The sequence below is a fragment of the Winogradskyella eximia genome (genome assembly GCF_003386165.1).
GTDB lineage: Bacteria > Bacteroidota > Bacteroidia > Flavobacteriales > Flavobacteriaceae > Winogradskyella > Winogradskyella eximia.
The window spans coordinates 432652-446350 of sequence record NZ_QRDV01000002.1; the positions used below are offsets into that span (position 1 = coordinate 432652).

General features: G+C 32.0%; 15 protein-coding genes. All 15 read right to left on the minus strand.

The genetic code is table 11. The features are described from left to right. Positions 1 to 4 precede the first annotated feature (4 nt). The 15 genes from DFQ10_RS07590 to DFQ10_RS07660 all read right to left on the minus strand — a co-directional run bounded on the left by DFQ10_RS07590 (position 5) and on the right by DFQ10_RS07660 (position 13643). Positions 5 to 829 carry a sensor histidine kinase gene (locus DFQ10_RS07590; RefSeq protein ID WP_115816801.1) on the minus strand — a complete coding sequence of 275 codons (825 nt, stop codon included), beginning with the start codon at positions 827 to 829 and terminating at the stop codon, positions 5 to 7. Then, a complete protein-coding gene (locus DFQ10_RS07595; RefSeq protein WP_147299192.1) occupies positions 805 to 1509 on the minus strand; it encodes a hypothetical protein in 705 nt (234 codons plus the stop codon). The genes DFQ10_RS07590 and DFQ10_RS07595 overlap by 25 nt, the downstream gene beginning before the upstream one ends. Before the next feature lie 11 nt (positions 1510 to 1520). Next, positions 1521 to 2033: a hypothetical protein gene (locus DFQ10_RS07600; protein ID WP_115816803.1), complete on the minus strand. Its 513-nt coding sequence runs from the start codon at positions 2031 to 2033 to the stop codon at positions 1521 to 1523. Positions 2034 to 2118: 85 nt separating this feature from the next. After that, on the minus strand, positions 2119 to 2967 hold the full coding sequence (locus tag DFQ10_RS07605; protein WP_115816804.1) for a 5-oxoprolinase subunit C family protein: 849 nt from the start codon (positions 2965 to 2967) through the stop codon (positions 2119 to 2121). Beyond that, positions 2960 to 3691, minus strand: a complete 732-nt coding sequence (gene pxpB / locus DFQ10_RS07610; RefSeq protein ID WP_115816805.1) for a 5-oxoprolinase subunit PxpB — start codon at positions 3689 to 3691, stop codon at positions 2960 to 2962. Before pxpB ends, DFQ10_RS07605 begins: the two co-directional genes overlap by 8 nt. A gap of 6 nt (positions 3692 to 3697) precedes the next feature. After that, positions 3698 to 4441 (minus strand): 5-oxoprolinase subunit PxpA, encoded by a 744-nt coding sequence (pxpA, locus tag DFQ10_RS07615; protein WP_181897602.1) that lies wholly within the window; start codon positions 4439 to 4441, stop codon positions 3698 to 3700. Between the two features lies 1 nt (position 4442). Next, a complete protein-coding gene (locus DFQ10_RS07620; protein ID WP_115816806.1) occupies positions 4443 to 5669 on the minus strand; it encodes an Nramp family divalent metal transporter in 1227 nt (408 codons plus the stop codon). Further along, a complete protein-coding gene (locus tag DFQ10_RS07625; protein ID WP_115816807.1) occupies positions 5666 to 6778 on the minus strand; it encodes a DUF2891 domain-containing protein in 1113 nt (370 codons plus the stop codon). Before DFQ10_RS07625 ends, DFQ10_RS07620 begins: the two co-directional genes overlap by 4 nt. A gap of 131 nt (positions 6779 to 6909) precedes the next feature. Further along, a complete protein-coding gene (locus DFQ10_RS07630) occupies positions 6910 to 8352 on the minus strand; it encodes a hypothetical protein (RefSeq protein WP_115816808.1) in 1443 nt (480 codons plus the stop codon). After that, positions 8349 to 8903 carry an RNA polymerase sigma factor gene (locus tag DFQ10_RS07635; protein WP_181897603.1) on the minus strand — a complete coding sequence of 185 codons (555 nt, stop codon included), beginning with the start codon at positions 8901 to 8903 and terminating at the stop codon, positions 8349 to 8351. Before DFQ10_RS07635 ends, DFQ10_RS07630 begins: the two co-directional genes overlap by 4 nt. A 120-nt stretch (positions 8904 to 9023) precedes the next feature. After that, positions 9024 to 10301 (minus strand): LVIVD repeat-containing protein, encoded by a 1278-nt coding sequence (locus DFQ10_RS07640; RefSeq protein ID WP_115816810.1) that lies wholly within the window; start codon positions 10299 to 10301, stop codon positions 9024 to 9026. Positions 10302 to 10362: 61 nt separating this feature from the next. Continuing rightward, on the minus strand, positions 10363 to 11901 hold the full coding sequence (locus DFQ10_RS07645) for a YifB family Mg chelatase-like AAA ATPase (RefSeq protein ID WP_115816811.1): 1539 nt from the start codon (positions 11899 to 11901) through the stop codon (positions 10363 to 10365). A 77-nt stretch (positions 11902 to 11978) separates the two neighbouring features. Beyond that, positions 11979 to 12302: a hypothetical protein gene (locus DFQ10_RS07650; RefSeq protein WP_115816812.1), complete on the minus strand. Its 324-nt coding sequence runs from the start codon at positions 12300 to 12302 to the stop codon at positions 11979 to 11981. Positions 12303 to 12304: 2 nt separating this feature from the next. Then, positions 12305 to 12811, minus strand: coding sequence for a hypothetical protein (locus tag DFQ10_RS07655; protein WP_245940648.1), 507 nt, complete (start codon positions 12809 to 12811; stop codon positions 12305 to 12307). Positions 12812 to 12821: 10 nt separating this feature from the next. Continuing rightward, positions 12822 to 13643 carry a hypothetical protein gene (locus DFQ10_RS07660; RefSeq protein WP_115816814.1) on the minus strand — a complete coding sequence of 274 codons (822 nt, stop codon included), beginning with the start codon at positions 13641 to 13643 and terminating at the stop codon, positions 12822 to 12824. Positions 13644 to 13699: the final 56 nt, after the last annotated feature.

A 13699-nucleotide genomic window follows, 5' to 3' on the forward strand; every position in this document is an offset into this window, starting at 1 on the left:
GGCTTTAAAAATTAAATTCTATATCGTTTGATTTATAAGGACAAACAATTGTTAGGGTTGTCCCATTTTCAGGTTTTGAGTCTAAATTAAAACTTGCTTTTACTAGTTCTGCTCGTTTTTCCATATTAATTAAACCCGAGCCTTTCTCTGCTATATCTTTATCAAAGCCATTACCATCATCTTCTACAATGATTTTCATATGATCTTCTAGATAATTTAATGTAACATTTAAGTTTTCTGCTTCAGCGTATTTTAGAGTATTAGAGAAAAACTCTTGAAGGATTCTAAATAAAATAATTTCGTTTTTCTTGTTTTCAAAATTCACTTTATCTCCATTAATAAAAAGGCTAGAGTGAATTAATCCGGTTTTATTAATACGTTCTATTTCGTTTTTTACTGTAGCTTCAAAACCTAAATTAAAAATAACATCGCTATTTAAAGATTTTGATAAAGCTCTCACTTCATCTAGCGTACTTTTTAAAGTTTCTGCTGCGTTACTAACTTTAATTTTTACGTCATCACTCACAACTTTAACTGCTGCATTCATTTGCATTGTTGACATTACGAGCATTTGACCAATATTATCATGCAATTCTCTACCAATATGTTTTAAGGTTTCTTCTTGTATTTCCTGTTGAGTTTTAGACAACTCTTCCTCAAACTTTTGCTTCTGGTTAAACTTTTCAATAAGAATTTTATTTTTTCGTTTTTGAAAAACAACAAAGAACACAATCACTAAGGCTGTTACTATTAACAAAACCGCAATCATGTATATTAAAAGATACCTTTCGGCTTCAGTACTAACTAATTTTTCTCTGGTTTGGACCATAATAATGCAAATGTAAAAATTGAGTACATGAAAATGTTAGAAATCAAGAAAACTTGCCATTGTAATAAAACAAAATTCCAGTCCATATCATTAAAATACTTATCAAAAAAAAGGATAGTGCTTGTAATTAGAAACCAAATAAATAAAGTTGCACTGATATAAAAATTAATGGATCTGTAAAAATCCAAGATCTTATCACTGGTTAAAATTTCTAAAAAATATAAAAAACAAGATAAGATTATCAATACTGTACCTCCCAGTACAATCGGGCTCGAACTATAAATAAAGAACTCATCAATATTTGTAACGATTACTAGTATTGAAATCACAAAAAACACATATCTAGAAACACGTAACAGTATTGAATACATCTTATTGGTTATGACTTTTTCTAAATACCAAGAGTAAAACAAAGCACTACCCATTGTCCAAAAAATAGTAAACCACCAATAATTTCTTTCAAAAACGGTTCCTTCAATTAAATGAAATAATCCCAAATCCTCGAAATGCCATGGATAACCTCCAATAAATTCAATTAATGGAATGGCACAAATAAACCAAATAAAATATTTTGCGTGGCTATTTTTAAACTTCTTATAAACTATTAGTCCAATAATAGCGGCCATTAACTCAACGCCATACGTCAATAGCGAATAATTATTTTTTAAGAATTCGTCCAAGAAAATTATATTTATTGCGGATAATTAGCTGAAGGTGGTTTACCATTACCACCACCATTTAACCCATCAGAGTTATCCAAATCACCACTTTTTCCTTGCAATGAAAAGAAACTCCCTTCAGAGGTATTATCAAAACCTGTTGGCACAAAAAGTAAGGTCGTTAAGCCTGGTTCATCACCATTATTTGGATACGCACCCAAATACAAACGTAAACCATCCATAGTTTGATTGTTTTCAGCGGCTTGTTGCTTAGCGTATTTTATATAATCTTCAATATCTTCTAATTTATACCAAGAAGATCTATTATCTTGAGTTTTAGCATTCTTAAATATTGAATCACTAATTAGCTTATGTCTTGGATTAAAAGCTTGGGTCAGTGCTGTAATTTGAGCTGGTGTAATAATACCAGAAGGCGGTTTAATTGTAGGTGGTTCTTCCATCATATTTACATCTTTAGAACAATAAAAATACATCGCAAGTGCTCCTAGAATGATTCCTAGAATGAGTAATCCAAATTTTTTCATGGTTGATTGAATTTAGTTAATAGCTGTTCTAAAGTATCGATTTTATTTAACATATAAAATTTTTATTAAACGTTTTCTTACAAACTCAACCTTTTAGTCTGATTTTTAAACTGTTAGATGTATTTTTTTGACTTAACATATTTATAGCATTTTCTGTTAATTGTAATATTCTCGGATAACCACCTGTAGTTTGGCAATCTCGCATTAAAACAATAAGTTGTCCTAATGGTGTAAGTTGCACAGTTCCTGGCAATACAGGAGCTGTTAAAATAGGTTCTAGATTATTCTGAAATAAAGGCTTAAGCTGATAAGCCATACGATTATTGTACCTTGAAACGTGAAACTCTTGCTCAAACAAAGCATCTTGTTGAGCTTGTGATAATTTATAGAATTCTGGACCTATCATTACTTCCAATACAGTATTTGATAAAATTTTAGGCTTGAAGTTTAATTTTGCATTTTTTGAATTTTCTAAATGTACATAATCTGCAATTGCAATAACATCACCTTTTTCAATTTTAATAGCCTTCGTAACACCTTTTATCATACTTCTGCTACCTAAGACCGTTTCAGTTAAAAAACCACCTTTTACCGCAATATAAGTTCTAAAACCTTCTAATAATCTACTAAAAGTTAAGATATCATTTGGTTCAATCTTAATAGACTTAAACATCTCAATTGATTTTCCGTTTAATTCAGGATGCATATTTGCTCCAGTTATAGCAATCGTAGTAGGATTTGTAAATTGTAATTCAGCACCAGTCATAGTCATTTCTATAACAGCATCTTGTTTATCATTTCCTAAAAGCGCGTTTGCAAACGCACTAGAATACGAATCCATTGCTCCAGAAACAGGCACACCAAAACTACGTTGTCCAAAACGCCCTAAATCTTGTATGGTAGAATAAAATCCTGCCTTTAAAACCTTAATCATTAACTATAAGTTTTTTTGAATTAAAAGTTGAAAGCAAAACTTTATTTTGAATCTTTAAATATTCAGATTTAGTGATAGGATAAAATTTTACTTTATCTCCTGCTTTTATAAAACAAGGTGGATTTTGCTTTGAGTTAAATAATTCAATGGGTGAATTACCGATTATATGCCAACCTCCAGGACTGTCTTGTGGATAGATTCCAGTCTGTTTTCCTCCTATGCCAACTGACCCTTTTTTTACGTTTAGGCTTGGTGTAATTTTTCGGTTTAAATGTAGGGTAGAATTCAAACCACCTAAGTATAAAAAACCAGGTAAAAATCCGGTAAAAAAAACAGTATAAAACGCCTCGGAATGTCGCTTTATAATTTCAGATTTTGAGAGCTTTATTTCTTTAGAAAAGTTTTCAATATCAACAGCAAATTCAGCGTCATAACATACAGGGATTTTAAAAATTCTCGAATCAATTAACTGTTCATTGTTTTGACTTTCATACAATGCTCTTAAGCTCAAAAAGACACTATTGATATTATCAATAGTATAACTGTAAACAATTAAAATTGAATTATATGCAGTTATTACTTCAATATTCTCTTTAACACAATTATTTTTAATAATATTTTTAAACCTAAGAATATCTTGAAGCATATTTTCATCAATAATGGCTGGCCACTCTACCAAAATAGAACATTCATTATACTGTAAAAACCGAAGTTGACAACTCATAATTTCTTATTGAATTTGAATACTATTCATCTTCAAATTATTTGACAAATACTTTAAAATTTCAAATGCATTTTGAGTATCACCATGCACGCAAATTGTTGATGCTTTTATTGCCACTTCTACTCCACTTAAAGACTTTACTTTTTGATGTTTTATCATACTCAAAACATGATATAAAACAGCTTCTTTTTCATGTAAAACAGCACCTGTATTTTTCCTTGAAACTAACGATAAATCATTGTTATAATTTCTATCTGCAAACGCCTCATATTTAACTTCTATATGTTCCTCTTTAGCTATTTTGGCAATTACAGAATTAAAAGGCGCATACAATTTTATAGGATCAGCGATACTTTTTATAACTTCAATAATAACTCGCGCTGTTTTTTTGTCTTTAGCGGCTAAATTATATAATGCACCATGCGGTTTTATATGATGCAATTGAGCATTTTCACTAACTAATACGTTTTGCAAATCACTTACTTGTTGTTTAATACTCAAATACAGATCTGCATCTGAGAGCTCCGTAACGTCTCGTCCAAAATTCAATTTATCAGGAAACGAAGGATGAGCACCTATTTTCACATTATTTAACTTAGCCAGCTTAACCACAGTTGTCATAGTTTTTAAATCACCAGCATGTCCACCACAAGCAATATTGCAAGATGATAAGTATGGCATTAAACCAGATTCATTTCCGATTCCTTCACCAACATCCGCATTGAGGTCTATACTTATTACATTGTTCATCTTAAATGATTTTAAACACACTTAGAATTCCTTTTACACCTAAGAAGATCGTAATCACTAGAATCACAAATCCTAAAACATTCTGAAGTTTTGAATTTTTATAAGTTCCTAAAACGGACGACTTATTCATTATCCATAATAAAAACCCAGCAATAATAGGCAATAACAAGCCATTGGCAATTTGAGCAAATTTTATAATTTCAATAGACTTGAATCCAATAGTTGAAAACACAATACCTAGACCTAGAATAAACATCCAAACTGCTCTAAACTTTACCGACTTTAAATTTGTCGACCATCCCAAACAACCACTCGCTACAAAAGCAGCAGCCAAAGGAGCTGTAATAGCACTGGTAATACCTGCCGCAAACAAACCAATAGCCAAAAAGTATTTTGCATACACACCAAACAATGGTTCTAATCCTTTAGCCAAATCTGATGCGTTAGATATATCTTGAGATGGAATCGCAGATGCAGAAATGATAATACACATGGAGACAATTCCACCTAAAACCACAGCTACAATGGTGTCTTTTCTTGCAAAAGCCAAATCACTATTATCTTTCCATTTTGTTTTAGCTAGTGAAGCATGTAAAAACAAATTATACGGAACCACAGTAGTACCTACCAATCCGATAATAGTTAAAATACTACCTTCTGGAAACTTAGGAACCACTATGCTTTTAAAAATTTCTATGAGATTTGGTTTTGTAATTATTGCTGTAGTTAAAAATGTCAAACTCATCAATACCACTAAAAATATTAGTGCTTTTTCTAAAACTTTATAATTCCCAACGTATAACAAAACAAAAGCGACTAAACCAATTATCAAACTCATGATATTGAGTTTAAAACTTCCTAATTCTAAGAACGGATTCCCAAACAAAGTTTGCATACCTAAAGCTCCACCACTAATGTTTCCTGCCTCGTAAGCTGCATTTCCTATAACAATTGCACTCAATATTAAAAGAATTGCAAAACCTCTTACTAAAGGATGTTTTATTTCTGATCTTATAACCTCTGACAATCCTTTTTGAGACACAATCCCTAATCTTGCCGCCATTTCTTGTAGCACAATTGTAGCAACAATAGACAACACCATTGCCCAAAGTAGAGTGTATCCAAAATTAACACCAGCTAAAGTGCAAAGTGTCACTGTTCCTGGACCTATAAATGCAGCCGCCACTAAAGGTCCTGGGCCAATATTTTTAAAGAATTTTAAAATCATTCTTCAATAGAATTCAAAGCATAAATTGCAAAACTACCTAACCAATGACCACCTTCATAACTATCACCAACAATACTTGGTAATGAATAATTGATATGCTTGTTGGCTAAATTTTGAAGATGTTTATAGTCTGGTAAATCTTTGGCTATATAATTTAAACTCCAAGCTCGCGAAAAATTAACACCATCTAAATGCACTAATTTACCATCTGTTCTATCAGAAACTTCACCAACAGACCAATCAAAATTTTCATCATTTAGTTCTGGCAAAAAATCATTTAACCAAACTTTAAAATCTTCAACTTCTAAAACGCGCTTCATTAAAGCAGCTTCTTCCAAACAAGGTGACAGAAAATCGAAACCACTTGGCTCCCAACTTAAAGGACAATCTTGATCTTCTAAATAAAAATCCTTAGCTCTTTTCTCGATTAGTGCTTTTAATTCTTCATGATTAACTTCTACTGCATAATCGTAAGCAAAGCTTAATCCAAATGCCGTATTAGGATGCTCACCTACTCTAATTGGATAATTTAACTTTGGTAAAAACTTGGTATACTTACTAATGATTAAATCAGTTAATGGCTGAAGATTATTTTCTAACTCCTTTGCAATAGGATGATTCCATGTATGCAATTCTTCTGCTAGTTTTAACAACCAAGCCCAACCATAAGTGCGTTCGAATGACTTATTGTGCCCTTCAAAATAAAGTAGTTCTTGTTCTATATTTTCCTTAGAAATATTAAAAAGTAGTTTTTCTTGAATCTCTTCACGATTCTCTAGATCTGGAAACTGCTTTAAAAGCGATACCAAACTCCAATGACCATGAACTGCAGAATGCCAATCGAAACAACCATAAAATGCAGGATGTAATTCTTTTGGTGTTTTTAAATCAGCTTCGCTACCAATGATTTGCCCTAATTTATTAGGGTATTCCGTATTCATACAGTGCAGAGGTAATTGTGCTAATCGGTTGGCTTGTTCTAGGTTTAAAACTGGCGATTCCACAACCTCAATTTTAGTCGCTTCTTTTAACGTATTCTTTTTTTTATGAGATGTATTACAACTCAAAAAAACTATAGATAAAGCAAAAACAAAATAGTATTTAATCATAAATGTATGTTTACAAGTCTAGTAAAAATACAATATAATTATACTTCAACAGAACTTTTTAATACATCGCCATACGATTCTAACTAATTAATAAACTCCATCTGCCACTCTTATCGAAAATTGAATATTACCTAAAACTTATATCGCAACCCTAACAACACTCTTAATTGGGTGTTTTTAAAAGCCTGATTATCATTATCTATTGGTTTTTCAAAGTAATTATAACTCGGTTCGAAAAACAGAATCGTCTTTTTTGCTAAACTATATGAAATATTAGAATTCATTGTAGCACCAAAAATTTTAGCATTAGCACCAACACTTTCCCCTATTTCTTCATCGTCTAGATACGCTCTATTATTGGTTAAAAAGTTTACATTCCCACCAACACCCAATGATATATCAAATTTTTGAGCTCTTAAAACATTATACGAAAACTCTAATGGCACTTGAATATAATCAAACTGTTGTTGCAAAGTGCCTTCATTAGTAAACTCAACAAAAGAAGAAACATCATTAATAGACTCCTCAGATACCAAAAACAGTATATTTTGGTTGTTCACAATGTTTTGAGAATCACCAACAGAAAGCGATGTATCTGCACCTGTATATATGATATTATTTATTTCTTGGCCCAATACATTCTTACCAATACCAGATTTCACAACAAGCCGATCTGAAAGTGCATACCCAACCTTTAAGGTGTACACAAAGTTATTTTGAGACGTTGTATTTACAGACGTATTTTGAATTGATGACTCAGATGCCGTATTCGCCAATCCTCCCAAAACTTCTACTGACCATTTTAAACCAGCTACTTTAGTCGTTATTATGCTATCATTTTTATTTTCAGCCACAAGTTCTTCAGACAAATCTAGTAATGAATCATCTTTAACCTTAGCAATAGAATCAATACTTGCAACTAACTTTTCCTCACTAGAATTAGTTACACTTTTATTTTTTCTTATAAAACCAGAAACCTCTTTAATGTTCGCGTTGTTCTCTTGTTTATCAGTAACGTTTTCTTTTAAAACAGTTTGAGCATACCTATTGGCATCAGAAGCTTCATTTTCGTAGCTTCCCTTTTTTCCATAAATATCTTTTTTCCGCTCTTCTTTTTGCTCTAATTTTTTATTATTATTTACGACGTCTTTTTGATTTTCATTAGTGTTTAAACTTTTACTTCTATCTATAGACTGTTTCTGATTCGCTAAATGATTCAATGATTCTTTTATAACTTTTTCGCCTTCAACTAACGTGTCTTCATTAATGACTTTTACTCCATTAACCACCTTGTTATCTCTCTCTTCTAACCCTTCAATAATATTTTCGCTTTTAGGCTGTTCAATATCCGAAACTTCAATCGCAGGCTTACCACTATGCTCTAACGAATTTGTAAATACGTAACCAAGACACATTACTAATATTGCAGCAGCAGAACCCCAAATAAAAAATACTCTCCTTTTCTTTTTTTTAGGATGAAGCCTAGCCTCAATATTGTCCCATAACTCTTCAGGTGGTGCTTTAGAAAAGGCTTCTAATTCGCTATATATGTTTTCAATATCATCCTTCTTCATGACACTTTTTCGTTTAATTCTTCATTAATTTTTGTCCGCAATACACTTTTAGCTCTGCTTAATAATGATTTTGACGTTCCGGCTGCTATTTTCAACCTATCTGCTATAGCTTTATGACTATAACCCTCAAAAACATACAGATTAAAAACCATTCTATAGTTATCAGGTAATTGCTGTATATGCATTAATAACCTACTATGTGAGACAACAAGATCAGACTCACTGATTTCATCTTCGATACAACTGTTTAGATTAGAGCTTTCCATCGCCACGTGTAATCGACGTTGTTTTTTTCGTAAAACCTCTAAGGCTTCATTTACAAAAATGCGCTTTGCCCACCCCTCAAAACTTCCTTCGAATTTATATTGACCAATCTTTTGAAACAGAATTATAAAAGCATCTTGAAACACATCATCTGCCTCAGTTTTATTCTTCATATACTTTAAACAAATACCATACAATGCAGGAGAAAGCAGCGTGTATAATTCACGCTGCCCTTCCCTATCATTCTCTACACATTTTTGTATGAGTATTCGTAGTTCTTTATCCAAATTAAGACTAATCTATAGGTTTCTATTAACAATTGAATTTATTGCGATTCGCACTTAAAACCAATCGTTAACATTTAAACTCACAAAGGATATGATTAAAAACCTTGTGTTTCTAGCTTTTTAAAATTGAAGTGTACTTATAAGTTCCAATCCAAAATTATCGGTATAATTATATTGATGAATTACATTTTCTCCCACAGCAATTAAATGAGAGGATAAAGGAATCACATCTTTTGAGGTCGTCTCAATAGTGTTTTGTAAGACAATTTCATTTGGATTTTGAGCATCAAAAACATTTATTCCGCTATCATTACAAACATATAATATGTGGTTTTTAATTCCTAAACCGTATGGACTAGACAAAAAGTAGGTAGAATATTCTACAGGAGTGTTAATATCTGTAACATCAATTATATTAACCTGATCTTCAATGGCACCACAAGTATTACCTCCTCTTACAGTGATATATGCCGTATTTCCTTCGACTACAACAGGATCACAACCTGTAGAATGTGTAAATGACGATGTATAAATGGGATTGAACTCATCTTGCAAACCAACAATATGCATACCATTAGTTGCACCGATAAACATATATTCCTTTAAAATAAAAGTAGTTTCAAGTTCACCACCAAACCAGCCACCAAGCCATGTCTCCGAGACTTTAGATATGGAATTATAATCTGTAATATTAAATGTGTTTAACTTATAATCATCTAGAGTATATAATGCATTGTTATAAATCTGAAACTTAGCATAAGATCCACCAGTACCTATATTTATGCCTGCATCGAGAGCCAAGACATCACTTTCAAAGATTGAAAAAGAATTCCAAAACATCTCTGGATTGTTCTCCACTTCGGTTCTTTCCATATAAATTGTGGTGTATTCAGCAACAAATTCATCTTCATTTGAAGTATAAATATTAGACTGATAATACAAAGAATCCTCTGGGAATGTTGCATAATACAATAACATATCCTCTTCTACATTAACTAATTCAATATCTGAAACATTACTAATATCAAACACCACTAAATCCATAAAATTATCAGCATACAGAATATCATTTTTTACAGAAATATCATGTACACCTTCTAATTGTATGAATATTATATTTTGAGGGTTTTCTGGATTTTGATTATTGAATATATGTATTCCAGAATTTTGAGCTATATAAAACAGCAAATCGTTATAAACATATATTTTACCATCCGAATTCGTTGGCTGAGCGGCTTTAACTTGAATTGAATTTCTAATTTCAGATTTAGACTTTATTACAGGAACCGTAACTGCAACAGGATCGAGGAGTTCATTACTAACGTCATCAGTATTACAATTTGTGAGTTGCAAACACATTATTGCAACTAGTACTAAGGGTAAAATTTTGCTTTTCATGATTATTGTTTATTAATAAGATGAAAAAAACGCAAAAGGTTGCAGTGTTTTCTAAAAAAAATTATCCTAACCAACCTTCCCTGTCTAAACTACGATACTGAATCGCTTCACTAATGTGAGCACCCAAAACATCATTAGACCCTTCCAAATCAGCTATTGTTCGTGATACTTTCAGAATTCTATCATAAGCTCTAGCAGATAAATTTAAACGCTCCATAGCGGACTTTAAAAGCAACATTGACGCTTCATCTAATTTACAATACTTACGAATTTGCTTAGTATTCATCTGAGCATTGTAATGTATATTTTCCAAATCCTTAAAACGTTCGGTTTGGTTTTCTCTAGCTTTTGTGACACGTTTTCTTATCTCTACTGAAGATTCTCCACTACGTTCATCTGCCAATTTTTCAAAAGGTACAGGAGTGACTTCAATATGAATATCTATACGATCTAATAAAGGTCCAGAAATCTTACCCATATAACGTTGCATTTCTGCTGGTGATGATGTTATTGGAGAATCTGGATCGTTAAAGTAACCACTTGGACTTGGATTCATACTTGCCACCAACATAAAAGACGATGGATAGGTTACCGTAAACTTCGCTCTAGAAATGGTCACTTCTCTATCTTCTAAAGGCTGACGCATTACTTCTAAAACTTCACGTTTAAATTCTGGTAATTCATCTAAAAATAACACACCATTATGTGATAAAGATATTTCGCCTGGTTGCGGATAACTTCCGCCTCCTACTAAAGCTACATTGCTTATTGTATGATGCGGACTTCTAAACGGTCGTTGCGCCATTAAACCTGTATGTGCTTTTACTCTGCCAACAACTGAATGTATTTTGGTGGTTTCTAAAGCTTCGTGCAAGGTCATAGGTGGCAAAATACTTGGCAAACGCTTTGCTAACATGGTTTTACCAGAACCTGGCGGACCAATTAATATAATATTATGACCTCCAGCGGCTGCAATTTCCATACAACGCTTTATACTCTCTTGGCCTTTAACATCTGCAAAATCAAATTCAGGAAAATCGAGATTTTTATAAAACTCTTCTCTTGTATTTATAATCGTTTGCTCTAAAGGTTCCCCTTTATCAAAATGATTTATGACCTGCATTATATTTTCTACTCCAAACACCTTTAAGTCATCAACGATAGCTGCTTCCTTTGCATTCTGGATAGGAAGTATAAAACCTTTAAAGCCTTCTTCTCTAGCTTTTACAGCAATTGGCAAAGCGCCTTTAAATGGCTGTAAGCTTCCATCTAAAGACAATTCTCCCATAATGAGATAATCCTCTAAGTTTTCTGCTTTAATTTGATCTGACGCAGCTAAGATACCAATAGCCAAGGTTAAATCGTAAGCCGAACCTTCTTTTCGTAAATCAGCAGGAGCCATGTTTATAGTAATCTTTTTACCAGGAATTCTATAGCCATTATTTTGAAGTGCAGCTGCAATACGATAATTACTTTCTTTGATGGCATTATCTGGAAGACCGACTAAGTGATAGCCAACACCTTTATCTACATTTACCTCAACGGTTATATTGGAAGCTTCAACACCGAAAACAGCACTAGCAAAAACTTTTTTGAGCATGAATTGTTATTTTCTTAAAAATAGAGATAAATCGTTTATAAAAAAATTGAAATGTTAATTTAGCTTGATTTTACCTCTTAAATCACAACCGTAATCACCGTATTCACAATAGTTTTAATAATTTTATTCTTTAAATGACCTAATCTTAATTTTGAAACGCCTGCTTGGTGCAAGGCATTAAGAATTAATAAATCTTTTTGACTCACCAAAAGCCATTCATAATCTTCAACAGTTAATTCTCCGGACTGTAATAAGTTAGTCCATCGCTCTAATTTCACTTTAGATAAAGTTAAAAACGCTTCAACATCTGCTTTAGTTTCTTTTTTATAATCACCATAACTTTCTCCTAAAACTAAGAGTAATTCTTCTTTTAACAATTTTATTAGTTCTTCAATATCCATAGTTAATTAGTGCTTAAGAAGTTAAGAATATTTGTTTCGTTGGTTTTATTTTTATTAGCTTCATACTTGATAATAAGATCTAAAGCCTCAGTAACTTGACCTTTTGCTTCACCAATAAAAACTTTAGACAATTGACTATCTACTTTCCATCTTTCTAAAAATCCGGCTAAAAGATTTCGTTCTTTATCTGTTACAACTTGCCACATCGCAAAACTAACTTCGTTGTTTGGTTTATTCTTTTCATATTCTAAAATTTTCTGAAGATCTAACAACAACGTCTGCACGTCATCTTCATGTTCTGAATAACTCGCAACAGCTTCGTCCATTAAATTCAGGCTTTCCACTTTAATTGAAATTGCTTCTTGATAAGCATACTGATCAAATACAGCTGTTTTTATGCTTTCACAAGACATTAAAAATAAAGTTAATACAGCAATATATAAAGACGGCCTAAGTATTGAAGTCCTTTTAATCTTTAAAATTTGAAATGATTTAAAGCGTTTTATCATAGTGTTTGGTTTAAGTAATAACAGTATCTATTATGTTTTCTATATCTTGATGTGGCTGAATACTATTAATCCAAGTTGAAGTTGTGTGATGAACCAAAAATGCATTTAAGGCCTCATTTACTTGATGCTTGTCATTAACTGGTAATCGATTGATAACGACCTCTAGATTTTCTAGCAATTGCAATGGGTTTTGTTGTTCTTCACTTAATTTAAAAGCTATCTTACCAGTAATATCAAGAAACTTAAGATAATTTTTCTTTGTTGTAATTGGTGTGTCAATTTTTAAGCGACCGAAGACTTCTTTTGTAAATCGTCTTGTTTGAGGTCCTGAAATACCATCAATAACCACGGGCTTTTGATAAATATCTTTTAACACCATTTGAAGGTAAAAGGTTTCGGACTTTGAAGACTCATTGTAATCTACAGAAACACTAGAATCTACATGCCAATGATCTGTATGATTAGGATAATGGTAATTGAGCACCAACCCAAAATGCTTTCGCAAAAAAGATTCAATTCCCAAATACAATTCTTTTTGGTGAATATAATTATTTGTAATAAGCTGATGATCTTTCCAGAATATCGCATCGAGATCAAAAGCCTTTCCGTAACCATGTTCTCCAGCTTTCCCTACTAATGTACCAGCACTTGTAATAATATCCGGCTTTCCTAATGGACAATGCATAAAAACATCTTTAAATGCAGTTTCTAGCAGTTTTAAAAACGAATCTTCAATATAGAAATCATACGGCTTACCAGATGTACCATATGGATACTGAGGTAATCTGGCATAATGTAATGCGATGTTATTAATAGCGTTGACTTTCTTCATATTTATTTTATTTTAAAATCTATTCGCTATTAGCTAGGACTTTAAGGATTCTTAAA

Excerpts from the sequence above, each read along its gene's own strand:
- DFQ10_RS07630 (WP_115816808.1), bottom strand. The coding sequence starts at position 8,352 with ATGAAGAAGGATGATATTGAAAACATATATAGCGAATTAGAAGCCTTT.
- DFQ10_RS07655 (WP_245940648.1), bottom strand. The coding sequence starts at position 12,811 with ATGATAAAACGCTTTAAATCATTTCAAATTTTAAAGATTAAAAGGACT.
- DFQ10_RS07640 (WP_115816810.1), bottom strand. The coding sequence starts at position 10,301 with ATGAAAAGCAAAATTTTACCCTTAGTACTAGTTGCAATAATGTGTTTG.
- DFQ10_RS07645 (WP_115816811.1), bottom strand. The coding sequence starts at position 11,901 with ATGCTCAAAAAAGTTTTTGCTAGTGCTGTTTTCGGTGTTGAAGCTTCC.
- DFQ10_RS07650 (WP_115816812.1), bottom strand. The coding sequence starts at position 12,302 with ATGGATATTGAAGAACTAATAAAATTGTTAAAAGAAGAATTACTCTTA.
- DFQ10_RS07600 (WP_115816803.1), bottom strand. The coding sequence starts at position 2,033 with ATGAAAAAATTTGGATTACTCATTCTAGGAATCATTCTAGGAGCACTT.
- DFQ10_RS07620 (WP_115816806.1), bottom strand. The coding sequence starts at position 5,669 with ATGATTTTAAAATTCTTTAAAAATATTGGCCCAGGACCTTTAGTGGCG.
- DFQ10_RS07660 (WP_115816814.1), bottom strand. The coding sequence starts at position 13,643 with ATGAAGAAAGTCAACGCTATTAATAACATCGCATTACATTATGCCAGA.
- pxpB (WP_115816805.1), bottom strand. The coding sequence starts at position 3,691 with ATGAGTTGTCAACTTCGGTTTTTACAGTATAATGAATGTTCTATTTTG.
- DFQ10_RS07625 (WP_115816807.1), bottom strand. The coding sequence starts at position 6,778 with ATGATTAAATACTATTTTGTTTTTGCTTTATCTATAGTTTTTTTGAGT.
- DFQ10_RS07605 (WP_115816804.1), bottom strand. The coding sequence starts at position 2,967 with ATGATTAAGGTTTTAAAGGCAGGATTTTATTCTACCATACAAGATTTA.
- pxpA (WP_181897602.1), bottom strand. The coding sequence starts at position 4,441 with ATGAACAATGTAATAAGTATAGACCTCAATGCGGATGTTGGTGAAGGA.
- DFQ10_RS07590 (WP_115816801.1), bottom strand. The coding sequence starts at position 829 with ATGGTCCAAACCAGAGAAAAATTAGTTAGTACTGAAGCCGAAAGGTAT.